At 67.6% G+C, this 25,877-nt stretch carries 31 protein-coding genes; 9 read left to right on the plus strand and 22 right to left on the minus strand.

The features are described from left to right. Nucleotides 1–316: 316 nt before the first annotated feature. Nucleotides 317–931 (plus strand): M23 family metallopeptidase, encoded by a 615-nt coding sequence (locus EV191_RS15795; protein WP_132877819.1) that lies wholly within the window; start codon nucleotides 317–319, stop codon nucleotides 929–931. Here the strand turns inward: EV191_RS15795 and EV191_RS15800 are convergent. From EV191_RS15800 to EV191_RS15810, 3 genes are all read right to left on the minus strand, one after another. Further along, nucleotides 928–1,980 carry a FliA/WhiG family RNA polymerase sigma factor gene (locus EV191_RS15800; RefSeq protein ID WP_424565470.1) on the minus strand — a complete coding sequence of 351 codons (1,053 nt, stop codon included), beginning with the start codon at nucleotides 1,978–1,980 and terminating at the stop codon, nucleotides 928–930. The genes EV191_RS15795 and EV191_RS15800 overlap by 4 nt on opposite strands. Further along, entirely contained in the window at nucleotides 1,955–3,022 is a 1,068-nt protein-coding gene (locus EV191_RS15805) for a tyrosine recombinase XerC (RefSeq protein WP_132877821.1), read from the minus strand. The genes EV191_RS15800 and EV191_RS15805 overlap by 26 nt, the downstream gene beginning before the upstream one ends. A gap of 73 nt (nucleotides 3,023–3,095) precedes the next feature. Beyond that, nucleotides 3,096–4,091, minus strand: a complete 996-nt coding sequence (locus tag EV191_RS15810) for an AraC family transcriptional regulator (RefSeq protein WP_132877822.1) — start codon at nucleotides 4,089–4,091, stop codon at nucleotides 3,096–3,098. A gap of 172 nt (nucleotides 4,092–4,263) precedes the next feature. On the opposite strand from EV191_RS15810, the gene EV191_RS15815 reads away from it, so the two are divergent. Further along, on the plus strand, nucleotides 4,264–5,103 hold the full coding sequence (locus EV191_RS15815) for an SDR family oxidoreductase (RefSeq protein WP_132877823.1): 840 nt from the start codon (nucleotides 4,264–4,266) through the stop codon (nucleotides 5,101–5,103). Beyond that, on the plus strand, nucleotides 5,100–5,600 hold the full coding sequence (locus EV191_RS15820; protein WP_132877824.1) for an anthrone oxygenase family protein: 501 nt from the start codon (nucleotides 5,100–5,102) through the stop codon (nucleotides 5,598–5,600). The genes EV191_RS15815 and EV191_RS15820 overlap by 4 nt, the downstream gene beginning before the upstream one ends. Here EV191_RS15820 and dprA read toward each other — a convergent pair. The 4 genes from dprA to EV191_RS15840 form a co-directional block, all read right to left on the minus strand. Then, entirely contained in the window at nucleotides 5,547–6,737 is a 1,191-nt protein-coding gene (gene dprA / locus EV191_RS15825; protein WP_132877825.1) for a DNA-processing protein DprA, read from the minus strand. The genes EV191_RS15820 and dprA overlap by 54 nt on opposite strands. Next, nucleotides 6,734–8,248 carry a YifB family Mg chelatase-like AAA ATPase gene (locus tag EV191_RS15830; RefSeq protein WP_132877826.1) on the minus strand — a complete coding sequence of 505 codons (1,515 nt, stop codon included), beginning with the start codon at nucleotides 8,246–8,248 and terminating at the stop codon, nucleotides 6,734–6,736. Before EV191_RS15830 ends, dprA begins: the two co-directional genes overlap by 4 nt. 1 nt (nucleotide 8,249) lies before the next feature. Beyond that, complete coding sequence (locus EV191_RS15835; protein WP_341539618.1) at nucleotides 8,250–8,714, minus strand: YraN family protein; 465 nt, start codon at nucleotides 8,712–8,714, stop codon at nucleotides 8,250–8,252. Between the two features lie 102 nt (nucleotides 8,715–8,816). Then, complete coding sequence (locus EV191_RS15840) at nucleotides 8,817–9,779, minus strand: helix-turn-helix transcriptional regulator (RefSeq protein ID WP_132877827.1); 963 nt, start codon at nucleotides 9,777–9,779, stop codon at nucleotides 8,817–8,819. A 90-nt stretch (nucleotides 9,780–9,869) separates the two neighbouring features. Between EV191_RS15840 and EV191_RS15845 the strand changes: the two genes are divergently transcribed. After that, entirely contained in the window at nucleotides 9,870–10,265 is a 396-nt protein-coding gene (locus tag EV191_RS15845) for a RidA family protein (protein WP_132877959.1), read from the plus strand. Between the two features lie 22 nt (nucleotides 10,266–10,287). Beyond that, nucleotides 10,288–10,659, plus strand: a complete 372-nt coding sequence (locus EV191_RS15850) for a DUF4186 domain-containing protein (RefSeq protein WP_132877828.1) — start codon at nucleotides 10,288–10,290, stop codon at nucleotides 10,657–10,659. 10 nt (nucleotides 10,660–10,669) lie between these two features. Here EV191_RS15850 and EV191_RS15855 read toward each other — a convergent pair whose 3' ends face one another. From EV191_RS15855 to EV191_RS15895, 9 genes are all read right to left on the minus strand, one after another. After that, nucleotides 10,670–10,975 (minus strand): DUF2469 domain-containing protein, encoded by a 306-nt coding sequence (locus tag EV191_RS15855; protein ID WP_132877829.1) that lies wholly within the window; start codon nucleotides 10,973–10,975, stop codon nucleotides 10,670–10,672. A gap of 50 nt (nucleotides 10,976–11,025) precedes the next feature. After that, nucleotides 11,026–11,814, minus strand: a complete 789-nt coding sequence (locus EV191_RS15860; protein WP_424565472.1) for a ribonuclease HII — start codon at nucleotides 11,812–11,814, stop codon at nucleotides 11,026–11,028. Between the two features lie 41 nt (nucleotides 11,815–11,855). Then, entirely contained in the window at nucleotides 11,856–12,767 is a 912-nt protein-coding gene (gene lepB, locus EV191_RS15865) for a signal peptidase I (RefSeq protein ID WP_132877831.1), read from the minus strand. Nucleotides 12,768–12,832: 65 nt separating this feature from the next. Further along, nucleotides 12,833–13,834, minus strand: a complete 1,002-nt coding sequence (lepB, locus tag EV191_RS15870) for a signal peptidase I (RefSeq protein ID WP_132877832.1) — start codon at nucleotides 13,832–13,834, stop codon at nucleotides 12,833–12,835. Nucleotides 13,835–13,867: 33 nt separating this feature from the next. After that, nucleotides 13,868–14,224: a 50S ribosomal protein L19 gene (rplS, locus tag EV191_RS15875; RefSeq protein ID WP_132877833.1), complete on the minus strand. Its 357-nt coding sequence runs from the start codon at nucleotides 14,222–14,224 to the stop codon at nucleotides 13,868–13,870. A 153-nt stretch (nucleotides 14,225–14,377) separates the two neighbouring features. Beyond that, nucleotides 14,378–15,127, minus strand: a complete 750-nt coding sequence (trmD, locus tag EV191_RS15880) for a tRNA (guanosine(37)-N1)-methyltransferase TrmD (RefSeq protein ID WP_132877834.1) — start codon at nucleotides 15,125–15,127, stop codon at nucleotides 14,378–14,380. 75 nt (nucleotides 15,128–15,202) lie between these two features. Beyond that, on the minus strand, nucleotides 15,203–16,120 hold the full coding sequence (locus EV191_RS15885; RefSeq protein ID WP_243659005.1) for an ArsA family ATPase: 918 nt from the start codon (nucleotides 16,118–16,120) through the stop codon (nucleotides 15,203–15,205). Between the two features lie 5 nt (nucleotides 16,121–16,125). Then, nucleotides 16,126–16,407, minus strand: a complete 282-nt coding sequence (locus EV191_RS15890; RefSeq protein WP_243658980.1) for a cory-CC-star protein — start codon at nucleotides 16,405–16,407, stop codon at nucleotides 16,126–16,128. After that, nucleotides 16,404–18,110, minus strand: a complete 1,707-nt coding sequence (locus EV191_RS15895; RefSeq protein WP_132877836.1) for a carbon starvation CstA family protein — start codon at nucleotides 18,108–18,110, stop codon at nucleotides 16,404–16,406. Before EV191_RS15895 ends, EV191_RS15890 begins: the two co-directional genes overlap by 4 nt. 93 nt (nucleotides 18,111–18,203) lie before the next feature. On the opposite strand from EV191_RS15895, the gene EV191_RS15900 reads away from it, so the two are divergent. Beyond that, nucleotides 18,204–19,004: a hypothetical protein gene (locus EV191_RS15900; protein ID WP_132877837.1), complete on the plus strand. Its 801-nt coding sequence runs from the start codon at nucleotides 18,204–18,206 to the stop codon at nucleotides 19,002–19,004. A 48-nt stretch (nucleotides 19,005–19,052) separates the two neighbouring features. Here the strand turns inward: EV191_RS15900 and EV191_RS15905 are convergent, their stop codons facing one another. From EV191_RS15905 to EV191_RS15925, 5 genes are read right to left on the minus strand one after another with little or no spacing between them, the layout of a single operon-like run. Continuing rightward, nucleotides 19,053–19,610, minus strand: a complete 558-nt coding sequence (locus EV191_RS15905; protein WP_165912971.1) for a carboxymuconolactone decarboxylase family protein — start codon at nucleotides 19,608–19,610, stop codon at nucleotides 19,053–19,055. Further along, nucleotides 19,603–20,328 (minus strand): SDR family NAD(P)-dependent oxidoreductase, encoded by a 726-nt coding sequence (locus EV191_RS15910; protein WP_207894545.1) that lies wholly within the window; start codon nucleotides 20,326–20,328, stop codon nucleotides 19,603–19,605. The genes EV191_RS15905 and EV191_RS15910 overlap by 8 nt, the downstream gene beginning before the upstream one ends. Continuing rightward, nucleotides 20,325–20,636 carry an AtuA-related protein gene (locus EV191_RS15915; protein ID WP_132877839.1) on the minus strand — a complete coding sequence of 104 codons (312 nt, stop codon included), beginning with the start codon at nucleotides 20,634–20,636 and terminating at the stop codon, nucleotides 20,325–20,327. Before EV191_RS15915 ends, EV191_RS15910 begins: the two co-directional genes overlap by 4 nt. Then, nucleotides 20,633–21,925 (minus strand): acyclic terpene utilization AtuA family protein, encoded by a 1,293-nt coding sequence (locus EV191_RS15920; protein ID WP_341539619.1) that lies wholly within the window; start codon nucleotides 21,923–21,925, stop codon nucleotides 20,633–20,635. Before EV191_RS15920 ends, EV191_RS15915 begins: the two co-directional genes overlap by 4 nt. Beyond that, nucleotides 21,913–23,280 (minus strand): CitMHS family transporter, encoded by a 1,368-nt coding sequence (locus EV191_RS15925; protein WP_132877840.1) that lies wholly within the window; start codon nucleotides 23,278–23,280, stop codon nucleotides 21,913–21,915. The genes EV191_RS15920 and EV191_RS15925 overlap by 13 nt, the downstream gene beginning before the upstream one ends. 51 nt (nucleotides 23,281–23,331) lie before the next feature. Here EV191_RS15925 and EV191_RS15930 point away from each other — a divergent pair, with 51 nt between their 5' ends. Then, nucleotides 23,332–24,039 (plus strand): IclR family transcriptional regulator, encoded by a 708-nt coding sequence (locus tag EV191_RS15930; RefSeq protein ID WP_165912972.1) that lies wholly within the window; start codon nucleotides 23,332–23,334, stop codon nucleotides 24,037–24,039. A gap of 35 nt (nucleotides 24,040–24,074) precedes the next feature. Here the strand turns inward: EV191_RS15930 and EV191_RS15935 are convergent, their stop codons facing one another. Next, nucleotides 24,075–24,311 carry a hypothetical protein gene (locus EV191_RS15935; RefSeq protein WP_132877842.1) on the minus strand — a complete coding sequence of 79 codons (237 nt, stop codon included), beginning with the start codon at nucleotides 24,309–24,311 and terminating at the stop codon, nucleotides 24,075–24,077. Nucleotides 24,312–24,449: 138 nt separating this feature from the next. Between EV191_RS15935 and EV191_RS15940 the strand changes: the two genes are divergently transcribed. Together EV191_RS15940 and EV191_RS15945 are read left to right on the plus strand one after the other, a co-directional pair. Then, nucleotides 24,450–25,319 carry a helix-turn-helix domain-containing protein gene (locus EV191_RS15940; protein ID WP_132877843.1) on the plus strand — a complete coding sequence of 290 codons (870 nt, stop codon included), beginning with the start codon at nucleotides 24,450–24,452 and terminating at the stop codon, nucleotides 25,317–25,319. Further along, nucleotides 25,316–25,567, plus strand: coding sequence for a DUF397 domain-containing protein (locus EV191_RS15945; protein WP_243658982.1), 252 nt, complete (start codon nucleotides 25,316–25,318; stop codon nucleotides 25,565–25,567). Before EV191_RS15940 ends, EV191_RS15945 begins: the two co-directional genes overlap by 4 nt. The last annotated feature ends 310 nt before the right edge of the window (nucleotides 25,568–25,877 follow it).

Genomic DNA, 25,877 nt, shown 5'->3' on the forward strand with positions numbered 1-25,877 from the left:
GAACCCAACGAGCTGGTCGTGGCCAGGAATCCGCACCACGATCCCACTGCCGCTGGGACCGCCGAACGCCGTGCTCTCCTACGGGAAGTCCCCGGGGCGAGAGCCGCACATGCACGCGAAGTCAACCCGCGCACGCGGGCCGCGGGAAAAGTGTACTCCGAAGGGGGTTGACCTGACCAAACCGGATAGGTTTCGCGCCCAACCCAGTTGTGGCCGCCCAAGTTGTGGCCGCCCAGTTGTCCCCAACCGGCCAAACGGTCCACAGCCACGAATTCCCAGCTGGCCACGCCCCCCAGCCCCGAGGACCGTGGCAAGCATGCCGAACCACCTCCGCGCCACGGCCCTGCTCATCCTCTGCGGCCTGCTGTTCCTTCCGGTACTCGCCGGCGCCGCACCCGCCGACCAGCGCTACCGCGCCCCGCCCAGCGAACCCGGCGGTACCGCGGACCTCGCCGACCGACCGAGCGTGGCGATCGGCTTCGACTGGCCGCTCGCCCCGCCGCACCCGGTGTTACGGGCCTTTGATCCGCCGGAAACCCCGTTCGGGCCGGGCCATCGCGGTGTGGACCTGGGCGGGCGGCCCGGCGAGCCGGTGCGTGCGGCGGGGGCCGGCACGGTCGTCTACGCGGGGCCGCTCGCGGGACGCGGGGTGGTGTCCGTGCTGCACAGCGAGGGCCTGCGCACCACGTATGAACCCGTGCATGCCGCGGTGCGGGCCGGGCAGCGTGTATCGACGGGCGCGCGGCTGGGCGAGTTGGCCACCGGGCACGCGGGGTGTCCAGCGGTGGCATGCCTGCACTGGGGAGCGCGGCGAGCTGGCGAGTACCTGAACCCGCTGTGGTTGGTCCGGCCGGCCGGCCAGCTGCGGCTGCTGCCGTGGACTGATGCCGCCTCCGACGCGGCACCCATCCCGCGGAGTCCGGTTGCCTAACGCGCGGGTTCGTCGGCCTGTTCGAACAGCTTGGCGCGCAGCCGCAATACCGCCCTGGTGTGCAGTTGGCACACCCGCGACTCGGTTACCCCGAGCACCTTGCCGATCTCGGCGAGCGTCAGATTCTCGAAGTAGTAGAGGCTGACGACCAGCTGGTCGCGTTCGGCGAGCTGGGTGATCGCGTCCGCGAGCTGGCGCCGGTTGTCCTCGTCCACCAGTACCGCGACGGGATCTTCCGCATCGTCATCGCGCAGGGTGTCGGCAAGCGAACCGGTGCCCTTGCCCGAGGAAACGAGCTCTTCGAGGGCAACCACACTGGTCAGCTGGAGCTGGGCATAGATTCCGCGCAGGTCTTCGAGACCGATCTCCAGCTCGGAGGCCAACTCGCCATCGGTCGGGGTGCGCTGCAACCGGGCACCGAGGCGTTCCAGCGCTCGCTCCACTTCGCGAGCGCGACCACGGACCGATCGCGGTACCCAGTCCTGAGACCGCAGGTCGTCCAGGATCGCGCCCCGGATGCGCTGCATCGCGTAGGTCTCGAACCGCAGGCCGCGCTCGGGGTCGAACTTCTCGATCGCGTCGACCAGTCCGAAGATGCCGGACTGCACGAGGTCGGCGACGTCCACGTGGGCGGGTAACCCGGTACCAACCCGGCCGGCCACGTACTTGACCAGTGGGGCGTAGTGCAGCACGAGACGGTCCCGGATACCGGGCTCCGGTGAACGCGCGAAATGCTCCCACAGGGCGACGATGCCCGCCTCGACGTCATCGGCCGTGCGTCGATCCCCGGGCAGCACCCCACCCGGCCCGAGCAGCGCGGGGGCGCTCACCGCGCGGCCCTCATCCCCAGCGGTCGCCGGGTCGCCAGCGGCCCCGCCAGCAGCGGAGCCTGCCTCGCCCGGATGACCGTTTGCCGTTCTCGCACGATCGTGGGACGCGCGATCGTGCGAGGTATGACGCGAACCATCCGCGGATCTCTGATCCGCTTCCGCGATCCGCGTGCGCACACCACCCTGGCGAGCATCAGGATCGTGGGTGTGTTCGGTCATGGATCGCTTTCAGCCGCTCGACAGTGACATGAGTGTAGAGCTGCGTGGTCGCGAGCGTAGCGTGGCCAAGCAACTCCTGAACGGTACGAAGGTCGGCCCCGCCCTCGAGAAGGTGGGTGGCCGCCGAATGACGTAAACCATGCGGCCCGATGTCCGGTGTGCCCGGTAGCGCCCCAACCGACTCGTGCACGGTCCGCCGCACCGTCCGAGGATCGATCCGCCCCCCGCGCGCCCCCAGGAACACCGCCGGCGGCGAACTTGCCTTGACCAACGCCGGGCGACCGGCCGTCAGCCATTCATCGAGCGCCCGCTCAGCGGGCGCACCGAAGGGGACGAATCGCTCCTTGCCGCCCTTACCGAACACCCGGAGCAGGCGGCGCGGCACGTCGATATTGGGCATGTCCAGACCACACAACTCGCCGACCCGCACCCCGCTCGCGTAGAGCAGCTCGACAATCGCGTGGTCCCGCAGGGCCAGTGGATCCCGTTGCTCAGCACCCGATGCCGTGCCAGCAAGCACGTCGGTGGCCTGTTCGGCGCGCAGCACCCCGGGCAGGGTTCGGTGCGCCCGGGGCGCGACCAGCCGCGCACCAGGGTCGCCTTCGAGCAGCCCGGCCCGATGTGCCCAGGCGGAGAACGTCCGGACCGAGGCCGACCGCCTGGCCAAGGTCGTCCGGCTGATCCCAGCGGAGCGCTGGGTGGCCAGCCACCCGCGCAGAGTCGCCACGTCCAGCTCGGCAAAGGCCACGGCACTGGCGTCCGCTGGGCTAGCTTCCCCTGGGCTGGCGTCCCCTGGGCTAGCTTCCCCTGGGCCGACTGCCCCTGGGCTGGCTTCCGCGTCCTCGGCAGGTATCCCGTGCAGATGGCCAAGCAGCGAGACAACATCGGCGAGATAAGCCCGAACGGTGTGCTCGGACAGTCCGCGCTCCAATCGCAGATGACGCTCGTAGGAGTCCAGCGCGGCGGCACTGTCCGCGGGCAGCGCCGATCGCAGTCGACGTAGGTCAGGCCGCGTCGTACGCCTGCCGCGCGAGGTGCCCATACGTGCGACGCTGCGGCACGATCGGCAAGCGGTCAAGCATCGCCACGCGTCTTACCGAGCGGGGACGCCATCGTTATCGCACCGATTTCCTAACCGCCGGTAGGTCGACGCCGCCCGGCTGAAGCGGCTCCCGCTGCACGGCCAACCTCCGGCGATGTTCGGTTGGGCTCCTGCCGTAGTGCTGGCGAAACGCGTTGCTGAGCGCGAAGGCGCTGCCGTAGCCAATCCGCTCGGCGATTGTTTCCAGGGTCAACGCTCGGTCGGCCAGCAGATCACGCGCCAAGGTCAGCCGCCATCGGGTGAGGTAGCTGATCGGCGGTTCCCCGATCTGCTCGCGAAACCGAGCGGCAAGGGTGGCCCGCGAGACACTGGCCAGCCGCGCCAGCCCGGCCACCGACCACGCCCGTTCCGGGTGCTCATGGATCGCCGCCAGCGCGGTAGCCACCGCCGGGTCGTCTCCACCGGCAAGCCAGCCAGGCAACGCTGACCGATGGGTGGTGATCCAGCCGCGGATCGCCGCAATCAGCAGGACGTCCACCAGCCGATCCAGCACCGCGCCCTGACCGAGCGCATCGGAACCGACTTCGCGGCCGAGCAGGTCCACCAACGTTGGATCGACCTGGCCCGCCGGCAGATGCGTGACCGTGGGCAACACGTCGGAGACGAGCCGCCCCACCTCACCCACGTCGGCATAGCTCGCGATCAGCACCGAATCCGGCCCGGCCGGATCGTTGCCCCACAGGCGTAGCCCGTGCGTCATCGTCTGATGCAGCTCAACACCCTCGGGGCTGGTGCAACGCTGGTCAGGACCAATCACGGCGATCGGCTCGCTGCCCTGGAGGTCGCCGACCAGGTAGGGATCGGGTCCGCGCACCAGGACGACATCGCCGGGACGGATAGTCCACTCATCAGCGCCGTGCCGGAGCACGGACTGCCCGGAGGTGACCATGGCCAGCGTGAGCGCCGCACGATCGCGTACCGCGACGGCCCACGGCGCGCGCATCACGACCCGCACCGTGAACACGTCGTGCGCACGCGGGTGATCGAGCACACGCGCTAACGGATCCACCTGGCAAATGTATCGGCCCGCGGAGAAAACGACGGTGAGCGGTCAGTCGGCCTACACCCGGTGACCACATTCTTGAAGTATCTGGCGGCCACTGCCGACTTATAGACGATGGCGTATGCAATTCGGAGTACAGCATATTCACTGTCTATCGACGTTGCGCTGAACTGTGCTCATGACAGCAAATTCGATCCTGCTCACCGGCGGCACTGGACGGACAGGTCGTCGGATCGCCGACCGGCTACGCGCCGAAGGACACTCGGTCCGGATCGCCGGACGCACCACCTCCCCTCGTTTCGACTGGAACGAATCCACTACCTGGGCTCCGCACCTGGCTGGCGCGACCGCCGTCTACCTGTGTTTCTCCCCCGACCTCGCCCTACCGGGCGCGGACCGCATCGTGGCCGAGTTCAGCGCGGCCGCCGCCGCTGCCGGCGTGTCCCGGCTTGTCCTCCTTTCTGGTCGTGGCGAAGACGGCGCCAAACGCTGCGAGGACATCGCGTTGGCGGAGGAATTCGACACGACCGTGCTTCGCTGCGCGTGGTTCGCGCAGAACTTCAGCGAACATTTCCTGGCCGAAGCGGTCGTGCGCGGGCACATCGAGCTGCCCGTCACTTCGGTTGCCGAGCCGTTCGTGGACCTTGACGACGTAGCGGATATCGCGGCCCGCGCGCTCACCACTGACCGATATGCCGATGAAGTGCTCGAACTGACCGGCCCGAGGGCATTGACCTTTGCTGAAGCCACCGCCGTGCTTGGCGGCGCCCTCGGCCGAAACGTCACCTTCGAAACGGTGTCCACCGAGCGATTTGTCGACGGACTCGTCCACAACGGAATGCATCGCGCCGAGGCCGAGGCCATCGACTGGCTGTTTGCCGAGGTCCTGGACGGACGTAACCAGGCAACGACCGATGCGGTCCAGCGCGTACTCGGCAGGCCGGCCAGAAGTTTCGAAGACTTCGCCAAGCGCAGCGCCCACGCGGGAATCTGGAACACCCTTCGGAGAACACCATGACCGCGCTGGAACTTGGCGCGATGCTCACGACCGGAGTGATGGCCGGTGTCTACGCCGCCTTCTCGATCATGATCATGCCCGCGCTTCGCCCAAGCCAACCATCCACAGAGCCTGCCGCCGCTGATCACGTAGCCATGGCCATTTCCACGATGCGATCGATCAACCGGACGGCCGAACGCACACCGTTTCGCGTGTTGTTCTTCGGCACGACATTGCTCGCCCTCGCGGTGGCACTGCACGAAGTCCTCCTTTCCGCTGAATCGCCGAACCCGCTGCGCCTTGCCGGGGCAGCGTTGTCGCTGAGCGCCTTTGTCATTACCGCGGTCTTCCATGTGCCACGAAACAACAGAATCGATGCGCTAGCCGCCGAGCAGAGCAGCGCAGCGGACTGGGCACGGCTGGCCACGCAGTGGACCTACGGCAATCACGTCCGGGCCATCGGCTCAGCCCTCGGCGCGCTGGCATTCGGCCTGAGCGGATACCCGGGCCTCGGCTGACTCCTGGCGAACACGGGTACGCACCCACCCCTGCCCCAGGCGACTGGCGAAACCACCTCCTTCGAGTTCAGTCAGCAGGACACGCGCCCGATCCAGCGGGATACCCGCGGAAACCGCGATCTCTCCAGCGGATTGCCCCTGGTCGACACGCAGTGCCTCATGCACCCGCAACGTCTGCGGACCGAGGTCATCAGTTGGCCGGCGTGGACCGTCCACAGTGGTCATCGCTGAGCCGATCGGACCGACCGCCTCGACGATCTCCGCCACCCCACTGACCAACAACGCGTCCCTGGCGCGGATCAGCTGATTGCATCCGGCCGAACTCGCCGAACTCACCGGCCCGGGTACCGCCATCACGACCTTGCCGAGCGCGCCCGCGGTGCTCGCGGTATTACGCGCGCCGCTGCGGGCACCCGCCTCGATGACGACCGTGCCACTGGCCAGCGCCGCAATGAGCCGGTTGCGCACCAGGAAGCGGTGCCGGGCCGGCTGGGTCCCAGGTGGGTACTCACTCACCACCGCGCCCTGTTCCGCGACCTGATCGAGCAGCCGCACGTGCCCGGCGGGATAGTGGACATCCGGCCCGCAACCGAGCACCGCGATGGTCGGACCGCCCGCTGCCAGGCTGCCCCGGTGTGCCGCGCCATCGATCCCATAGGCCGCTCCGGAAAGCACCGTGAAACCACGCCCGGTGAGTCCATAGGCGAACTCGGCCGCATGGTGGTCGCCGTACCCGCTGGACGCACGGGCTCCGACGAGCGCGACGGCTCGTTCGGTACAGGCGTCGAGGTCGATCCTGCCGCGCACCCACAGCCCGAGCGGCTGGCCAGCCCAGCGAACCCCGGCCCGCGCGGCGACATCCAGCGCGAGCAGCGGCCAAGCTGGCCAGCCATCGTCTTCGGGAATCACCAGCTCGGCGCCAACGGCGGCCGCCTCCTCAAGATCGCGCTCGGCGCGGTCCAGTTGCGCGCGTGCCTCGGTTTCCGCCCGTACCCGCCCTGGAGCCTGCCCGGAGCGAACCAGTTCCGCCGCTGCCACCGGCCCGTGCGCGGTGACCAATTGGGCCAGCTCCCGCGCTGGCGGCTCGGCGACTCGCAGCAGATACGCCCTGGCCAGCCGCGCTTGTTCCACGCTCATGCCGCCCGCCGATCCCGGAAACCCAGTGCGGACTCGATATGCGCCGCATCCGGTGTTTCCGCACCGTCCAAATCGCACAGTGTCCAGGCGATGCGCAAGCACCGATCGGCGCCGCGAGCGGTGACCGCGCCGGCATCCAGTCCTCGTTCGAGCAAGTTCAGTGCCCGCCGGGGTATCCGATACTCCCGCCGCAACGCCGGGCCCGGCACGTCGGCATTGCTTCGCCAGCCGTGGGCCGCCCATCGCAGGATGGCGCGTTCCCGCGCCTGCCGCACCCTGGCCCGTACCGTCGCGGTGTCATCGACCTCGCCCTGATCGGCATACGCCCATGCGGAACTCGGCCGCATCCGTACCCGCAGATCGACCCGATCTAGCAACGGGCCGGAAAGCTTGCCCAGGTACCGCCGTCGCGCGCTGGGCGGACAGGTGCAGTCGTTGTCCCGTGCCGGTGCACACGGGCACGGGTTTGCCGCCAGTACCAACTGGAATCGCGCGGGATAGTGCACCGTCGCATCGCGGCGGGACAGCCGCACCTCGCCCTCCTCGAGCGCGGTCCGCAACGAGTCGAGGCGATGCGGACCCCAATCCGGTGCCTCATCCACGAACAGCACCCCGCGATGCGCCTTGCTCACCGCGCCGGGACGCGCCACACCGGAACCACCGCCGATCAACGCCGGCACCGAAGTGGAGTGGTGCGGCGCGATGAACGGCGGGCTGACCACCAGTGGTGATTCGGTAGACAGCGCTCCGGCGAGTGAATGGATCGCGGTGACTTCCAGCGCATCGTCCATGCTCAGCGGTGGCAGCAGGCCGCATAATCGTTGCGCCAGCATGGTTTTGCCCGTTCCCGGCGGGCCGGTGAACAGTAGGTGGTGCCCACCGGCGGCGGCCACTTCGAGCGCCCAGCGTGCCTCGGGCTGGCCGAGCACGTCGACGAGATCCAAACCGGCCGGCTGATCCGTACCCGACGCGCGTTCCGGTGCTGATCGCAGCTCACCCTCGCCACGCAACCAATCCAGCACCTCGCGCAAGGTCCGTGCGCCAAGCACCTCAATCTCGGCGACCAAACCCGCTTCCTCCAGTGTTTCTACCGGCACGACCGCTCGACGCATGCCAGCCTTGCGGGCGCCAAGCAGTCCGGGCAGCACGCCGCGAACCGGCCGCAACCGGCCGTCCAGGGACAGCTCGCCGAGCAACACGGTTTCGCGGAGTGCCGCGGCCGGCACCGCATCAGCCGCCGCGAGTACCGCGCTGGCCAAGGCAAGGTCGTAGCCCGAACCGCCCTTGGGCAACGCAGCCGGCGACAGGGCAAGCGTGACCTTGGTGGTTGGCCACTGCGCATCCGAGTTGCGGACCGCCGCCCGTACCCTGTCCCGTGCCTCATGCAAGGCGGCATCCGGTAGACCAACAAGCTGCACCCCTGGCAGGCCATGACCGATATCGGCCTCGATCTCGACCACGACGCCATCCACCCCGAACAGGGCTACCGACCACGCCCGCGCGATGGCCATCTCAGAACACGTCCTCGTGGTGCGTGATCCTCGGCGGCTCACCGGCCGAAAGCAGGATCTCGATGACGTCGAACCGGACGCCATTCCAGCTAGCCCGCTGGTTTGCCAGCCACAGACTGGTCAACCGGCGGATTCGCCGCGCCTTTGCCGCCGTGACCGCCTCGCCTGGACGGCCGAACGCGGCGCCGGTCCGGGTCTTGACCTCGCAGACGACCAACCGATCCGCCACGCCGGCCACAAGGTCGAGCTCGCCGTCCGAACATCGCCAGTTCCTGGCCAGCACGGTGAGTCCGCGAGCACGTAAATGCCGCGCGGCGAGCAGTTCACCCCGCTCACCAAGGATGTTGTTGTAGCCGGACTGGCCGTTGCCGGTGAGTACCACGCCGCCCCCTCGTCGTTGCTGACGAGATCGACCATGCCGGGGTTCGACGAAGCGCGCGAGCACGTCTTCGCCAACTGTGGACAACCTTGGCGGATGTGGACAACTCTCCGGCAACCAGTGCCACTTCGGCGCCAATCCACATTGGACAAAGTGGCTCCGCGAAATCCGCCTTCACCGGACACAGGTTCACGGCACGTCCTGGTAGCGCGCGACGAGTGCTGCGGCGCGCTCGCGCAGCGCCGTACGCAACGAACTCGGGGCGAGGACTTCCACCTCCGTGCCGAGCCGCCACAGCGCCCATTCGGCGTGCCACAAATCCTGAAACGTCACGTCCAACCGCAGCCAATCACCCGTCTCGGCTTCCACCGCCCGAACGGCAACGGCGGTACTCAGCAGATCCTCCCGCCGTTCCGGGGTCACCCGAAGCACCACGGTGAGGTGGTCGTCGGACAGGAATCGCGCGCAGCGTTCCCGCCACGCCCGATCCAGATCCACGCGCGGTGAACGCTGCGCCGGTTCGGCTAGTGCCTCCGCCGCCAGCACCCGCGAAAGCCGGTAGGTGCGGTCCGCGCCAGACCGCGTGGCCAGCAGATAACCTCGCTCGCGGACGGTGACCAGACCGATCGGATCAACCGTGCGCCACCGCGGCGCCTGCTTCGTAGCCGCGTAGTGAATGCGCAGCTTGTTCCCGGCAAGCACCGCGCGCCGGATCTCGGCCAGGGCCGCGTCGGGTACCTCCTCGACGACCCGCCGGCGGGCAAGCAGATCGGTCTCCGGCTCGACGAGCAGTCGCCGTGCGGCGTCGCTCGCGACGCCCCGATGGCTTTCCGGTAGCGCGTCGACCACCTTGCGGATGGCCGAAGCGAGCGCGGAACCCAGGCCGAAAACCTGCCCCGAACCGGCGGTCAGCAAGGCAAGGGCCTCGTCGTGATTCAACCCGGTGAGCTCGGTGCGGAACCCGGGAAGCAGCGCGAACCCGCCGTGCCGACCGCGTTCGGCGTAGACCGGCACCCCTGCCGCGGACAGTGCCTCGATATCCCGCAGCACGGTACGGGTGGACACTTCCAGCTCCGTGGCCAGCGCGTCGGCGGTCAACCGACCACGTTGACGCAGCAGCAGCACTAGCGAAACCAGCCGGTCAGCGCGCACCGGAAAACCCTATCGGATATACGACAAGAGGTGTCGTGATTTGTCCCGAAGCTTTGACCAGCACGAACAACAACAGGAGCGAACATGGCAATGCGGCGAACGGCGGTCAATCCGGTGAGCTGGTCGGTGGAAATGGGGTTCAACCAGGGCGAGCTCGTCTCCGGGCATACCCGAACCCTGTACTGCTCCGGCCAGACCGCGATGAGCGAGGACGGCAAGCCCGAGCATGCGGGCGATATGGCCGCCCAGGTAGCACTGAGCCTGGACAACCTCGTCGCGGTGCTCGTCGAGGCGAAGATGTCGCTGGCCAACCTCGTCCGGTTGAACGTCTACACCACGGACGTCGATCTGCTGTTCGCGCACTACGGCGTGCTGGCATCGCGGTTGGCCGCAGCGGGAGCGGCACCCGCCACCACTATGCTCGGCGTGACTCGGCTGGCGATCCCCGGCCAGCTGGTCGAACTCGAGGGAACCGCCGTCGAGTGACCCGACCAGACCGGCAGTGCTGATGGACGACATGGAAGCCAGGCTGCGCCAGATTGGGCAGCACCACTTCCGCGCGCGGTTCCGGTTACGTGGCCGGGACCGCGCGGTGGTTGACCTGCGCGGGATCGCCACCGTCCGCAGGCACGCCGCGGACCTGATCGAGCGCAGGCTGGCACCGGCCGAACCACGCAACGACGGCCGGCAGACGCCGTATCGGGGACATCCGGTATTCGTCGCGCAGCATGCCACCGCTACGTGTTGTCGCACCTGCTTGAGCCGCTGGCACGGGATCCCCGCCGGAAGGGCACTAGACGAAACCGAAAAAACCTACGTCGTGGACGCGATCTGCCGCTGGATCGGCTGGCAGTACGCGCCGCACCAGCCGCCACCGTGACCGGCAAGCCCTACTCGGGTAACCGCAGGTCGGGCTTTTCCAGTTCCTCGACGTTCACATCCTTGAACGTGATAACCCGGACGTTCTTCACGAAACGCGTAGGGCGGTACATGTCCCACACCCAGGCATCGGACATCCGCACCTCGAAGTACACCTCGCCCTCGGCGTCCTTCACCTGCACATCCACCGCGTTCGCCAGATAGAACCGCCGCTCGGTTTCCACGACGTAGGTGAACTGGCTGACGATGTCGCGGTACTCCCGATAGAGCTGCAACTCCATCTCGGTCTCGTACTTCTCGAGGTCCTCACCGCTCATCGTGCCCGTAATCCTCCTCGTCCCCATAGAACCCAGCCGGGTCCAGTGCATCAGCTGCCCGTTGCGTACCGGGCATATCCATTCTGACCCACATCGGGTTGGAGACCACCCGACGACACCAGCTCGACGGGTTCCGCCGCATCTTCGCGCTCACTGAGCCGGCGGACCGCGGCGACACTGCGCGCCACCCGATGCGGTGGGCGCAAGCCATGCTCGGCGGCCGCCGAAGCCACATTCGCGTAGGACCAGCGGTGCACCTCGCTTGGCCCCTGCTGGCGCAGCGCCTCGGAATGCTCGGCGGTGCTGTACCCCTTGTGCACGGCGAAGCCGTACCCGCCGTAGCTGCCGTCCAGCTCGGACATGATCCGGTCCCTGGTGACCTTGGCCAGCACCGAAGCGGCCGCCACGCAGGCAACCGCCCGGTCGCCCTTGCGGACCGGCACGCTCGGCGCGGTCAGTCCTGGGATGCCGAAACCGTCGGTGAGCACGTACCCCGGATGCGACGCCAGCCTGGCTACCGCCCGACGCATACCCTCCACGTTCGCGGCGTGCACACCAAGCGCGTCGACCTCAGCGGCGGGCACCACGACCACGGCGTAGTCCGGCGCGCGCCGGACAAGCAGCTCGTACAGTCGCTCGCGGCTTGTCGGAGTGAGCAACTTCGAGTCGGTCAGCTCCGCGAATCGCGCACTGTCCGTAGTCCGCAGTACACAGGAAGCCACGACAAGTGGACCGGCACAGGCGCCGCGCCCCGCTTCGTCCACCCCTGCCACCGGACCAAGTCCGCGCCGATCAAGGGCCGACTGAAAAGCCCAGGTGCCGGTGTCCCGACGAACCACCGCGCGTGCGGGGCGCACCTGCGCAGAAGAGAAATTGCCCGCTACGGCCCGCTGCGTCGCCACACCCGCACGATACCCGCATAGGTTCGCCGGCCCGCCCACAGCGCCGGCCATGCGCCAGCTACGCCGATCGCCGCGGGCAAACCCTGCTGCCAAGCGGGCGCGTTGAACGTACCGGGGGCCGCCGCCGGCATCGCGGCTTCCTGCGGATCGTGGTCGCTCACGCCCTGCCAACGGGATGGCGGCAGCACGATGACGCGCGCCTTGCCAATAACGTTGTCCAGCGGAACCGCGCCGCGGGCTCCACCGCCACCCTGATATCGCGAATCGCTCGAGTTGTTCCGGTTATCGCCCATCATCCACACGGAATCATCGGGCACCCGGACCGGATCGAACTCGGCCTGTTCATTACCCGAACCGGGCTCCCAATAGATATACGGCTCGTCCAGTGGTTGACCGTCGACAAGTACCCGATTGTTGTCATCGCAGCACTCCACGGTTTGCCCGCCAACAGCGATAACGCGTTTCACGAAGTCCTTCTCGTCTGGAGGCGCGAGGCCAACGACGGAGCCGATCTGCCGGAAGAAGCCAGCGATCGGATTGCTCGAATCATTGCTTGGCGCGTCGTTCTCGGTCCATGGCTGTGGTCCTTTGAAAACCACCACGTCGCCGGGACTGGGATCGGTGAACAGGTAGGTAACTTTGTCGACAAGTACCCGGTCACCGGTACATCCAGGGCAGCCATGCAGCGTCTGCTCCATCGAGCCGGACGGAATCATGTAGGGGCGCCCAATGAACTGTTGAATCAAAAAAGCGAGCACTAATGCGACGCCGATCAGAATCGGCAGCTCTTTCCAGAACGACCGCTGCTTCTTCTTCGGCTTACTCGCCGGAGCCTGCTCGGCTGACTCGTCCCCGCCCTCGCTGGACGATTGATTCACGTGGTCGACCACGTCGCCAGGCTACGACAACGGGTAATGCACACCACAGGGGGCCGGGAGCCGGCCCGGAATATCCGTTACGACCGGCGACCTTGCCCCAACCGAGTGATACCGGCGTAGGCTTTACGTCCAACCCACAGTGTCGGCCAGGCACCGATGACACCGATCATCGCGGGCAAGCCTTGCTGCCAAGCGGGCGCGCTGTACGAGCTTGGCGCGGCCGCCGGCATCGCTACTTCCTGCGGATCGTGATCACTCACGCCCTGCCAACGCGATGGCGGCAGCACGATGACCCGTGCTTTGCCAATAATGTTGTCCACCGGAACGGCGCCGCGGGCTCCACCGCCACCCTGATATCGCGAATCGCTCGAATCGTTCCGGTTATCGCCCATCATCCACACGGAATCATTGGGCACTCGAACCGGATCGAACTCGGCCTGCTGGGTCCCCCTGCCCTCTTCCCAATGGATATAGGGCTCGTCCAGTGGTTGACCGTCGACAAGTACCCGATTGTTGTCATCGCAGCACTCCACGGTTTGCCCACCAACCGCGACGATGCGTTTCACGAAGTCCTTCTCATCCGGCGGCGCCAAACCAACGACGGAGCCGATCTGCCGGAAGAAGCCAGCGATCGGATTGCTCGAATCATTGCTCGGCGCGTCGTTCTCCGTCCACGCCGGCGGACCCTTGAAAACCACCACATCGCCGGGGCCGGGATCGGTGAACAAATAGGTGACCTGGTCCACCAACACCCGGTCACCAGTACACCCTGGGCAGCCGTGCAGCGTCTGCTCCATCGAGCCAGATGGAATCATGTAGACGCGCGCGACGAACTGCTGAATCAGAAATGTCAGTCCAAGCGCGACGACAATCAGAATCGGCAGCTCTTTCCAGAAGGATCGCTGCTTCTTCGATTTGCGCTGCGAGGACTCGGCAGACTCCGTATCGCCGGATTCCTCGGGCTGCTGCGAGGTCGGCTCTCGACCAGCAGTCGAATTCTCGCCCAGCCCATGATCGTGGCCGCCGGAAGCCCGATCGGGATCGTCCTCGGAGGATGGGAAGTTCACGCGGTCGACCACCAGGTCAGGCTACGGCAATGCGCACCGAAAGCTTCAGGAAGCCGGGGTCTCGCGCTTTTCCTTGATCTTCGCGGCCTTACCACGCAGCTCACGCAGGTAGTACAGCTTGGCGCGACGCACGTCACCACGCTTGTCGACCTCGAGCTTCGAGATGTTCGGCGAGTGCACCGGGAAGGTGCGCTCCACGCCGACGCCGAAGGAAACCTTGCGCACCGTGAAGGTCTCGCGGATCCCGTCACCCTGGCGACGAATCACGACGCCCTGGAACACCTGGACACGCTCGCGGGTGCCCTCGATGACGCGGACGTGCACCTTCAGCGTGTCGCCCGGACGAAAGTTCGGGATGTCGGAACGCAGTGACTTCGCGTCCAGAGCGTCCAGGGTGTTCATCGGGTCCGTCCTCGTCCTCAAGTCGATGGCTTTCGGGTGTGCCAAGCGGGCGCGGCTCGGCGCATCACTGGTCTTGCGTTGGGGTGTGTGGCGCGCTGTCGAGTGCTGCCCGCTGACGGCAACCCGTCCAGTATGCCAGAGGGGTACGGGAGGTTAATCGGGCCCCTCGGCGCGCAGCCGGTCGAGGACCGCGCGATCGTGCTTGTCCAGCGTATCCGTGGGTAGCGCGGCAAGCAGATCGGGCCGGCGCCGGTAAGTCCGCTCCAGTGCACGGTCCCGCCGCCAGCGGTCCACCGCGGCGTGGTTACCGGAGCGCAGTACGTCCGGCACCGGGAGCTCCCGCCACACCTCGGGGCGGGTATAGCTCGGCCCCTCGAGTAGCCCATCGGAGAAGGAGTCCTGCTCGGCCGAGACCGGATTGCCCAGCACCCCGGGCAGCAGCCGGGCCACCGCCTCGACCATGGTCAGCACCGCCACCTCGCCGCCGACCAGTACGTAGTCGCCGATGGACACCTCGTCCACCCGCATCCGCCGTTCGGCGTCGGCGATGACCCGCTGGTCAATGCCCTCGTAGCGACCACAGGCGAACACCAGGGAGCGCTCAGCCGCGAACTCGTGCGCCATCCGCTGGGTGAACGGCCTGCCGGCGGGGGTCGGCACGATCAGGCGAGCATCCGAGGGACAGACCGCATCCAGCGCCTCACCCCATACCTGCGGTTTCATCACCATGCCAGGGCCGCCGCCATACGGGCTGTCGTCCACCGCGCGGTGCACGTCGTAGGTCCAGTCCCGCAGGTCATGTACGGCGATGTCGAGCAGCCCGCGCTCGATGGCCTTGCCGAGCAGCGCGGTACGCAGCGGCGCGAGGTACTCGGGAAAAATGGTGACGACGTCGATCCGCACCGGCCAAGCTTAACGAGCCCCTGCCGCACGAGCTGGGGCCCCGACTCAGCCGGGCAGCACTCAGTCGGGCAGCACTCAGTCGGGCAGCGCCGCGAGGTGCCCGGCGAGCTGTCCGAGTTCGGTCGAGCCGGTCAGCGTCCCCGGCAGCATTGGCACCCGGACGGTCGCCGGCGCCGCGGCCGTGCTGGCGAGTTCGGCGAACACCTCGTCCTGTTGCGCGCGCCGACTGCCGAGCAGCCCAGGATCGTCGGCAGGCAACACCCGGTTCACGATCAGTTCGCCGAGCACCAGCCCCGAATCCCGCAAGCTGGTCAGCGTGCGCAGCGTCTCAGCAAGCGGCAACCGCTCGGGTACCAGCACCAGATGCACGACGGCAGCCTCGCGGAACACCTTTGCCAGCTCGGTGAGCCGGGCCCGACGCGCGCGCAGCCGATCGAGCAGCGGGTCGGGCTCCTCGCGCGCACTGCCAAACAGTCCGGCCACCCGCTCGTCCGCGGCTCGCGTTCGGGCGCGCTGACTGGCCAGGCCCTCGATCCACGGAGTGAGCAAGGTGGGCAGGCTGAGCAACCGGGTCATATGCCCGGTCGGCGCACTGTCCACGATGAGCCGGTCCCAGTGCTCGCCAACCTGCTCGACGAAGTCGTTCAGCCGATCAAGTAGCGCCGATTCCACCGTCCCTGGGCTCTCGGTCGCCCTGTTCAGGTGTGTGCGCACAGCCGGCAAGATCTCCGGCGGGACGGCGTCCTGGGCATCGGCGATGATCTCCGCGACCCTGGCACTCGCCTGTTGCTCACCGCTGATCTCGGCGGCCCACAGCCGATCAGCGAGCTGACGGGGTTGCCCGTCGAGTGGCGTGTCGAATACATCGCCAAGCGAATGCGCCGGGTCGGTGGACACCACCAGCGTGCGCTGCCCGGCATTGGCCATGCGCAGGCCGAACGCGGCCGCCAGGGTCGTCTTGCCCACACCGCCCTTGCCACCGAAGAAGCGCACCGAGGTCAACAGCACACCTCGGGATCACCAAACCCGCGTTGCCCCATTCGCTGATGCCATTCGTGCAGGTCGGCGACCAGGTAGGGGATGAGCTCAAGGGTTTCGTAGGCCACCGGGTTGTCCACGCCGAGCGATTCCAACATGACAAGCGCGCGCAGGGTGTCCTGCTGCCGGCGAGCCTCCCGCCGTGCGCCCTGCCGCCAGCGGGCCACGAAAAGCTGATCGTGCCCGCGTTCCAGCCGGCGCCACGCCGCGCGTAGCCGGGCAGGCAGGCCGCCCTTGGTCACCGGACCGTGGACTCATCCTGCTCGGCCGCACCTTGCCATGCCTTGCGCAAGGCGATCGCCGCCTCGACGATCAGCCAGATCGCCAGCACCAGGATGATCAGGTCAAGCGGGAAGAGCACCCATTCCTGCTGGTTGAGGAACTCCTGCAGGTTCACGATCAGCGCCCATACGGTCATCACGACCAGGAACACGAGCGGGATGAGTACCGCGGTCGGGTTGCGCCGCTGTTTGGTCACCCATACCGCGATCACCGCGAGCGCAAGCCCCGCGGTGAGCTGGTTGGTGGTGCCGAACAGCTGCCACAGCACGCCGAAGGTGAATCCGTCCTTGCCGCCGCCGGGGATCAGCGCCATCGCAAGCGGGACAAGCACGGCGACCAGCGAACCGAACGTGGCACTGCGGGAGAGCTTGCGCGCCCCGGCGACCTCGGCGATCTCCTGCACGATGTAGCGCTGCAGGCGCACCCCGGTGTCCATAGTGGTCGCCGCGAAGCTGATCACCACGATCGCGGCGAAGACCGTGGCAAGCGAGGCGGAGACGCCGAGGTTGCTCGCGAAGTTGGCCACACCGGCGACGAAGTTGCCGGTGGCACCGTCCGAAGCGGACGCGAAGTCGGCGTAGACCGCGTTCCAGTCCGCAGTTGTCGCGACCACGCCCGCGGTGCACGCCAGGATGGAGCCGAGCGCGAGCGAACCCTCGCCGACCGCGCCGAAATAGCCCACGTAGCGGGCGTCGGTCTCCTTGTCGAGCTGTTTTGACGTGGTGCCCGAGGAGACCAAGCTGTGGAATCCGGATATCGCGCCGCAGGCGATGGTCACGAATAGCAAGGGGAACCAGCTCGGTGAACCCTCCGGGGTGTCGTTGATCGCCGGCGCGACGATCTTGTCCATACCCACGGTCACGCCGAGCACGATCACGCCGAGCGCGATGAACAGCTGATGCGAGTTGATGTAGTCGCGCGGCTGGAGCAGCACCCACACCGGAATCCGAGAAGCGACGAAGGTGTAGGCGAACAGCAGGATGACCCAGATGTTGCGGTCAGTGAAAAACCCGTCTTCGGCGGCGAAGCCGAGGGTGATCGGCCACAGCTGACCGAGCAGGATCGAGCAGTACAGCAGCACCACACCGATCAACGTCGGCACCAGCGCGGCGCTGCGCGTGCGGTACACGTACTGCCCGATGCCGATGGCCAGCGGAATCTGCAGCAGCATGGGCAGTACTGCCTCGGGGTTGGCCACGAAGAGGTTCGCGATCACCACCGCGAACACGGCATTCACCAGTGTCAACAGGAAGAAGATGATCAGCAGGAAGAGCGCACGGGCCCGCTTGTTGATCACCTCGTTGGCCAGGGTGCCGATGCTGCGCGCCTTGTGTCGCACGGATACCACCAGCGCACCGAAATCGTGTACGCCCGCGGCGAAGATGGTCCCGGCGACTACCCAGAGCAGCGCTGGTCCCCAACCCCAGAACACCGCGATCGCGGGCCCGACGATGGGCGCCGCGCCGGCGATGGAGGTGAAGTGGTGGCCGAAGAGCACATGCTTGTTCGTCGGCACGAAGTCGACCCCGTCGGACATGGTGTGTGCCGGAGTGGCGGCCGAGGCGTCTAGCGCGTAGACCTTGCGCGCGAGGTAATTCGAGTAGTAGCGGTAGCCGAGGTAAAACAGGACACCGACAACAAGTGCCAGGACTATTGCGGGCATGGCTAGCTCTCCCCGAGCATCATTGGCCGAACCTGAAATGGCCTCGTATACAGCGGCGCAGAGTAACAGTACAAATCAGATGAAGAGAAGAGTATGACCGAAAGCGAACTGGCACGAAGCTGGCGCGGCGCGGTGACCGGCGAGTTGTGCTGGTTGGACGCGGACGGTCGGCCGGCCGCGCTGAGCGTGATCCCATTGTCCGATGCCGGGCAGCCGTGTGTCGCCCTGCCGTACGCGCAGGAAGCGCGCATCGCGGGGCTGCGCGAGGCTGGTGAAGTGGCGTTCGTGGTGAGCGATTCCCGGTCGCTGCGTGCTGATCAGCCGGCGTTGGTTGGCTTCGGCGGGGTCACGGTCGTCGATGATGTCGAGGGCGAGCGATTCAGTGATGGCCTGCTCGAAGTGGAGCTGCGCAAGTATCCGCCGTCCAGGGCGCTGGCGGACAGTCCGCTGTTGCGTCGCGAACACTGGTGGTGGTTGCCTCGGGTCCTGGTCCGGCTGCGCGGGGCCACCCGGGTGGACGAGTTGGCGGCGCGGACCAATCCGGCGCGGCATGCCGTGCTGGTCCGGGGTGGTGCTGCCGGGCTCACGGTGGACACCGTGGATATCGCGGAGTGGGCGGAGCCGAGGATCCGGTTAACCGCGCTGGCCGGTGGCGAGTTGGACGCGCGAGATGAGCCGGGTTTGTTGTTCGGGTACGACTACTCGATGCCGGACTTGGAGCGGTGGGAATCCTGGACGGCGCGTGGTTGGGCGCACGGTGCGGAGTTCGCGGTGGACGGCCTGACCGGCAGCCCGGAGGTGAACCTCGGCCCGCTGCGGCTGCGCGAGCGGATGCGGCGCCAGCGCGATCTGGCCAAGTCCTGCCAGCGCGCCCTCGGAGACCGCGTTCTTTAAGGATCTTGCGGTGACTGCGCGTGATCGCGTTCTTTAAGGTTAGCGAGGTTATCGGGGAGCGGGGACGGCGAAGGTGGCGAGGATGCCGGCGAGCAGGCGGTAGTAGCCGGCCAGCACGCTCAGCTCGACCAGCTCCGCCTCGCTGAACTCCGCCCTGGCTCGCCGGTAGCACGCCGCGTCGACCTCACCCGGCAGCGCCTTGGCCACCTCGATCGCCACGGCCTCCCGGCTATCGCAGGTCTCCGGCGTGCCGCCGGCGGCGAGGGCTTCCAGTTCCGCCTCGGTCACCCCGACCGTGCGCGCCACCCTGCTGTGCGCGTACCACTCATAAACACTGTCCGCCCCGACCGTGAGGATCACCAGCTCGCGCAACCGTGCCGGCAGCGTGCCGGAGAAGCGCAGTTGCTCGCCGACCTCCTGCACCGCAAGGCCCAGCTCCGGGGTGTAGAGCAGCGCGTTGAACGGCCCGAGCAGGCGACCGTCCGCTGTGCTCGCTTGGAACGGTTGTCCCGCGCGCTTACCGCCGACTATCCGCTCCTGCAGCACGCGTTGTGCCTCGGCGAGTTCCGCCGGCGCCAACAAGGGCAGCCTGCCGTGCTCAGACAAGGGTCCGACCTCCATCCACATACAACACGTGTCCAGTAACAAACGATGCCTGATCCGAAGCCAAGAACAGGATCGGGCCCACCACATCGGACACCGAGCCGAGCTTGCCGGCGGGAACCAGCCCGGTGAGTTCGTCCCGCACTCCGGGTTTGGCCAGATGTTCCTCGGTCAACGGGGTCTCGGTGTAGCCCGGCGCCACCGCGTTCACGGTGACCCCGCTGCTCGCCCACTCCCGCGCCATCACCCGCACGATCTGGTTCAGCCCACCCTTGCTCGCCGCGTACGGCCCGTGTGCGGGATGCGCGAGCAGGCCGGCAACCGAGGACAGGTGCACCTGCCGGCCGTATCCCTGCGCGCACATGAGCTTGCCGGCCGCCTTGCCCAACCAGAACACCGTGGACAGGTTCAGGTTCAGGATCGACTGCCACTCCTCGTCGCTGGTCTCCAGCACCGGCTTGCGAATGTTCTGACCAACCGAGTGCACCAGCACATCGAGCCCGCCAAGCTTGGTAGCGGCCGAATCCACCAGCTCCCGACACCCGTCCGATGTGGACATGTCGGCGGCGACCGTACGCACCCCCGGCAACTCGCGCGCCTGGATATCCGCGGCGATAACGCTCGCTCCGGCATCGGCGAAAGCCGTGGCGCAGGCCCCGCCGAGGCCACCAGCCCCGGCAACCAGTACCCGCTTACCGGTCAAGCCGAGCCATTCACTCATCGTTCCTCCAGTTCGATGTCCAGCAACAGGTGACCGTAGGTCTTGCCGTGCGCGTCGAGCTCGGTCGAACTCGACACACCGCCGCCGCGTACCCCTGCGCAGCTGAACAGCAGCGCACCGAGCAGCGGGAGTTCATGCCGGCGTACCGGACCGGTGAGCACCGGAGCCAACCGCGCGGCGACCACGCTCGCGGGTAGCGCGCGCGCCAGTAGCGGATAGTCCACCGGATTCCTTGCCAGTACGGCGACGGTGACCAGCGCGCCCTTGTCCCCGGTACGCACCACGGCGAGTTCCCGCAGCGACCTCATCCGGGCTCACCGACCATCCGCACCGCGCCGGCAACCTCAGCACGTGGGAGGAACACCGGGTCCAGTTCGAGTACTGGGCGTACCGAGCGGCGCGCGCCACCACCGCCAGCCGGCCCATTGGTATACAGCGTCTCCACCTCCCAGCCGATCAACGCCGCGTCCGATTCGGACGCCGTCCTGGCCGCGACCCGCAGGCGCACCTCGGGCGGTTCGGCGGCGGGATCGTCGGCGCAGCCGATCAGATCGACCCTCGGTTCGTGCAACACCAGCCCGTGCACGCCGTCCAGCCGAGCGAGCACCACCTCGCCGGCCAGCCGCGCACGGGCGCGCGCGCCCGGCCCGCGATAACTGATCTCGCCCTCGCCAAGGAATCCCGCCCGGCGGCCGATCAGCGCCTTGAGCTCCCTCGGGGCCGCCGCGCCGCGCGCACCGCGCAGCCGCACCACATCCGGCGCGATCTCCTCGACGCGCACGCCGGTCAGATCCACCGTCACGTCCGGCGTCAGGTACCGCGCCGGATCGTCCACTTCGTACAACAGCTGCGCGGTGACGGTCAGCCGATCCAACCGGCCGCCCGTGTCGGGCAGCTTGGTCAGCTCCGCCGAACCGTCCGCGCGTACCACGGCGAGCGGGAAGCCGAGTCGGGCCAGCTCCGGTACCGGATCGCTGACCGGATCGGCGAAGTAGCCGCCAGTCAGCTGGCCGGCACATTCCAGCAGGTGCCCGACGACGGTGCCGGCGGCAAGCAAGTCCCAGTCGTCGGCGGCCCAGCCGAACTCGTAGCGCATCGGCGCGAGGAACAACGCGGCATCGGCCACCCGCCCAGTGATCACCACGTCCGCGCCGGCGCGCAGCGCGGCTACCACCGGATCCGCGCCCAGGTACGCGTTCGCCGAAACCGCGTCCTCGGCGGAAACCAGGTGCAGCACGTCATCCCCGGTTACGCAGGCAACCCGCAGCTCCGGGTTACCGAGTTCGGCGGCGATCGCGGCGACTCGTTCGGCCGCGGCATCCGGGTTGGCCGCGCCCATATTGGTGATCACCCGGGTTTTCCCGGCGCACCAGGGCAGGACCGCGCGCATCCGTGCTTCGAGCAACGGGTCGAAACCCGCATCCGGGTCGGCCTGGCGCGCCAGCTGCGCGCTCGCCGTGGTCCGCTCGCCGAGGCATTCGAACACCAGGTAGTCGAGCTCACCCCGGCGGGCCAGGTCCACCGCGGGGTCGATCCGGTCCCCGCTGTATCCGGCCCCGGAACCGATGCGCACGGCTCGTTCGCTCAGCCCGCCCACAGTGGCACCACTCCCGTCGCCACGGCCACCGCGAGGATCACCAGGTTCACGCCCCAGGCCCACGGCAGCATATGCCTGATGTGCTTGCCAATATCCACTTTGGCCAGACCGACGAGCAGGAAGAAGGACGCGGTCATCGGGGTGAGCGGGAAGCCGACTGTTTCCTCACCGGTCAACGATGCCTGTGCGATCAGCGTTGGATCGATGCCGAACTGCTCGCCGACCGAGGTCAGGATCGGCAATACGCCGTAGTAGTACGGGTCCGGCCCGAACAGGAAGGAAAGCGGCACGCCAAGCGCGCCGATGATCAGCGGCAACAGGGGCGCGGCCGAGTCCGGCATGATGCTCGCCAGGCTGCGTGCCATCGCCTCGGTCATCCCGGTCTCTTCCATGATCCCGAGGAAGGCACCGGCCGCGGCCAGCGTGCTCGCCATCAGGATCGCGCCGCGCGCATGCGCGTCCACGCGCGCCTGTTGTGCCCGCATGCCCGGGTAGTTGATCACCAGCGCGAGTACCACGGAGATCATGAAGACGACCTGTGGCGGCAGCACTCCGGAGATCAGCACGCCAACGGTGAGCACGGTCAGCGCCACGTTCACCCAGAACAGCCGAGGTCGGCGTAGTTCGGGGTCTTCCTCGGGCAGTTCCGGGCTGATGGTCGCGCCCAGCTCGGCACCCACCCCCAGCCGGTTACGTTCCCGCCGCCCGAGCAGGTAGGCGATCCCGAGCACCGCGAGCACCCCGGCCGCCTGGGCCGGGATCAGCGGCACCCACAGCTCGTTGGCGTCGACGCCAACCACGGTCGCCGCGCGCGCGGTGGGCCCGCCCCACGGGAGCATGTTCATCACCCCGGCGCCGAGCCCGGTGACGGTGGCCAGCACCAGCCGGCTCATCCCCATCGCCTCGTAGAGCGGCAGCAGCGCCGGAATGGTGATCAGGAAGGTGGTGGCGCCGGCGCCGTCCAGATGCGCGCACATCGCGAGCAGCGCGGTGGCGAGCACGATCGTCACCGGTTGGTGACCGGCGAAGCGCAGCACCCGCCGCACGATCGGGTCGAAAAGTCCCGCGTCCCGCATCACGCCGAAGTACAGGATGGCGAACACGAACATGATCAGCACGCCGGCGATGTCACCGATGCCGGTGGTGACGAACTCGCCGATATCGGCCAGCCCGAACCCACCAACCAGCGCGGCCAGCACGGGGATCGCGATCAGCGCGACGATGGCGGCTACCCGGCTGGTGAGCAGGAGTAAGAGGATTACGGCGACGGTGCCGAAACCCAGCGCGGTCAACACGGCTGTCCTCCAGAAGGTTGATCTGCGCCACTTGTAGCGCGCAGGATGACGCGGCGGCAAAAGAGGATTCTCACGACGCGAGAACCCGCCTGCTCGGCACCCGGAGGACCGATGACCGTTGGTAGTTCGTTCGAGCGCGGGCTGGCCGTGCTCGCGGCGATACGCGAGGACGGCCCGCTGCGTGCCGACCAGCTGGCCGAACGGCTGGAGATCCCGCTGAGCACGGTGTACCGCTACCTGAAATCGTTGCGCTCGGCCGGTTTCGTCGAGGAGGAACAGGGGCGGTACTGGAGCGCGGCCGGCACCGGCGCGGACGCGGAGCTGGTGCGCCGCGCCCGCCCGCTGCTGGAGCGGCTGGGCGCGGCTACCGGGGAAACCGCGCTGCTGACGGTGCGCTCAGGGCTCCGGGCGGTATGCCTTGACCAGGCGTTCGCGCCGGCGGCGCAGGGGAACGTGTTTCCCTTGCACCAGCCGTTGCCGATTTACGCGGGCGCTTCGAAGCGGCTGCTACTCGCCTACTCGCCGCAGCGGCTGCGGGATCGAGTACTGGGCGCCCGGCTGGAACGATTCACGCCGGCGAGCCCGGATGTGCCGAGGTTGCGCGAACTGTTGGTGCACTCCCGCAAACGAGGTGTCGCGGTATCGCACGGTGAGTTCATCCCCGGTTCGCTGGCGGTCGCGGTGCCGGTGTTGCGCGCCGGGAAACTGGTGGGCGCGCTGACCGTATCCGGTCGCTCCACCCGCTGCGATCGGGCGTGGGCCGGCGCTGCCCTGCACGAACTGCGCCGCGCGAGCGCCGAGCTGGAATGGGGCCTGTAGCCGCTCGGTAACCGCGTTCACCGGGATCGCGTTCTTTAGGGATCTTGCGGTTCGTCCGCGTCGGCGGCGACCAGGCGTAGGTGTGCCGCGTCGGCCAGCGTGGCGATCCGGCTGAGCCCTTCCCGATCCAGGTTCAACACGAACTCCTCGGCCTTCCCGAAGAACAGTGTGGCCCTGTCGTTGAGCACGTCCACCTCGTATCTGGTGACCGGGTACGAGGCCATTTCCACCCAGGATTCGATGCTGAGCCCGCTCTGCCGGTAAAGGGACATGAGCGCTTCCTCCCCTGCACCGATGGCGTCGCATCGATGCGTTTGCGTGTGTGGTGATGACCTAGTAAGTGTGGCAAGTGAACACGCAGCGCACATGTTTATGCGCATACGGAATTATTTCGAGCGGAGGGACGCATCGTGACCGGAACACCTGGGGGTAAGCCGACGGTCCGTTCGCGGCAGGTCTCGGCGGAGCTCAAACGGTTGCGCCAGGGCGCGGGGCTGACGACCGGCGAGGCCGGCCGGCGGCTGGGCATCTCGCAGAGCAAGGTCAGCAGGGTGGAAAACGGCCAGCTCGGGCTGCAACTCGAGGAAGTGGCCGCGATGCTGGGGCTCTATCACGTCCCGCTGGAACGCAGGGAGGACATTCTCGAACTGGTACGCAATGCGGCCGCCCCGGGCTGGGTGCGGGTACATCGCAGCGGGCTGCCGGATCAGTGGCAGGCGCTGATCGAACTGGAATCGAGCACCACCGCGCTACGCACTTACCAACCACTGTGGATTCCCGGCCTGTTGCAGACCGCCGACTATGCCCGGGCGATTATCGAGGGCACCATCGAACGACCACTCACTCCGTCTCAAATAGACAATCGAGTGTCCGCCCGGCTTGGCCGACAGGGCGTACTCAGCCGAACCGTGCCACCCGCGTTGCACGTCTTGCTCTACGAACCCGCCCTGCGGGTGCCGATTGGCATTCCCGGCGTGCTGGCCGCGCAGCTGCGGCACCTGCACGAGGTGGCGCAGCGGCCACGGGTGACGGTGCAGGTGGTGCCGGTATCGGCGGGGCCGCATCCCGGCTTGGAGGGCCCGTTCATGATCATGGAGTTCGACAGCCAGCCGACCCTGGTGTATCTGGAGAACCGAGCACAGAGCATCTTCCTGGAGGAAGCTCCGCATATCGACAGCTATAAGCTGGCATGGGAACGGATCCTGGCCAGGGCCCTGCCAGCGAAGCGCTCGGCCCAGCTGATCGCCGAGCTGGCCCGATACTCCGAGGAGCAGACGTGATCAACGCGGATTTCTCCGCAGCACAATGGCGTAAGAGCAGCTACAGCGGCAGTTCCGGCGACTGCGTCGAGGTGGCTTTCGCGCCGGCCACCTGGCGCACCAGCAGCTACAGCGGCAGTAGCGGGAACTGCGTCGAGGTCGCGGTCGCCGACAGCGCGGTGGGCGTCCGCGACTCCAAGAACCCCACGGCGGGCACACTCATCTTCCCCGCAACCAGCTGGGCCGAGTTCCTGCACGCCCGCCACTAACCGACCGGGTGGGCCGCCGGCCACCCCGGCGCCCACCCCAACCGCAATCCTTAAGCATCTTGCGGTGACACCCCGTAACCGCAATCTTTAAGGTTAGCGCGGTCAGCGGGCGCGTTGCGGTCGCCAGTGCGCCACCCCAACCGCAACCTTTAAGGATCTTGCGGTTGAGGACGTGGTCGAACTCGGCGCTGCGCGCCTTGACCAGCGCGGACGCCGCGGGATCGGTGACAGCACGTAACCGCAATCTTTAAGGTTAGCGCGGTTATCGGGCGCGTTGCGGTCGCCAGTGCGCCGCCCCAACCGCAACCTT

Source organism: Tamaricihabitans halophyticus, from assembly GCF_004340875.1.
Classification (GTDB): Bacteria; Actinomycetota; Actinomycetes; order Mycobacteriales; family Pseudonocardiaceae; genus Tamaricihabitans; species Tamaricihabitans halophyticus.

Bases quoted from the DNA above. Each gene is read 5' to 3' on its own strand.
- rplS (WP_132877833.1), bottom strand. From the start codon at position 14,224: ATGAACACCCTGGACGCTCTGGACGCGAAGTCACTGCGTTCCGACATC.
- EV191_RS15795 (WP_132877819.1), top strand. From the start codon at position 317: ATGCCGAACCACCTCCGCGCCACGGCCCTGCTCATCCTCTGCGGCCTG.
- EV191_RS15855 (WP_132877829.1), bottom strand. From the start codon at position 10,975: ATGAGCGGTGAGGACCTCGAGAAGTACGAGACCGAGATGGAGTTGCAG.
- EV191_RS15910 (WP_207894545.1), bottom strand. From the start codon at position 20,328: ATGAGTGAATGGCTCGGCTTGACCGGTAAGCGGGTACTGGTTGCCGGG.
- EV191_RS15850 (WP_132877828.1), top strand. From the start codon at position 10,288: ATGGACGACATGGAAGCCAGGCTGCGCCAGATTGGGCAGCACCACTTC.
- EV191_RS15820 (WP_132877824.1), top strand. From the start codon at position 5,100: ATGACCGCGCTGGAACTTGGCGCGATGCTCACGACCGGAGTGATGGCC.
- EV191_RS15895 (WP_132877836.1), bottom strand. From the start codon at position 18,110: ATGCCCGCAATAGTCCTGGCACTTGTTGTCGGTGTCCTGTTTTACCTC.
- EV191_RS15800 (WP_424565470.1), bottom strand. From the start codon at position 1,980: ATGACCGAACACACCCACGATCCTGATGCTCGCCAGGGTGGTGTGCGC.
- dprA (WP_132877825.1), bottom strand. From the start codon at position 6,737: ATGAGCGTGGAACAAGCGCGGCTGGCCAGGGCGTATCTGCTGCGAGTC.
- EV191_RS15830 (WP_132877826.1), bottom strand. From the start codon at position 8,248: ATGGCCATCGCGCGGGCGTGGTCGGTAGCCCTGTTCGGGGTGGATGGC.
- EV191_RS15935 (WP_132877842.1), bottom strand. From the start codon at position 24,311: ATGTCCCTTTACCGGCAGAGCGGGCTCAGCATCGAATCCTGGGTGGAA.
- EV191_RS15815 (WP_132877823.1), top strand. From the start codon at position 4,264: ATGACAGCAAATTCGATCCTGCTCACCGGCGGCACTGGACGGACAGGT.
- EV191_RS15930 (WP_165912972.1), top strand. From the start codon at position 23,332: ATGACCGTTGGTAGTTCGTTCGAGCGCGGGCTGGCCGTGCTCGCGGCG.
- EV191_RS15805 (WP_132877821.1), bottom strand. From the start codon at position 3,022: ATGGGCACCTCGCGCGGCAGGCGTACGACGCGGCCTGACCTACGTCGA.
- EV191_RS15915 (WP_132877839.1), bottom strand. From the start codon at position 20,636: ATGAGGTCGCTGCGGGAACTCGCCGTGGTGCGTACCGGGGACAAGGGC.
- EV191_RS15900 (WP_132877837.1), top strand. From the start codon at position 18,204: ATGACCGAAAGCGAACTGGCACGAAGCTGGCGCGGCGCGGTGACCGGC.
- EV191_RS15845 (WP_132877959.1), top strand. From the start codon at position 9,870: ATGCGGCGAACGGCGGTCAATCCGGTGAGCTGGTCGGTGGAAATGGGG.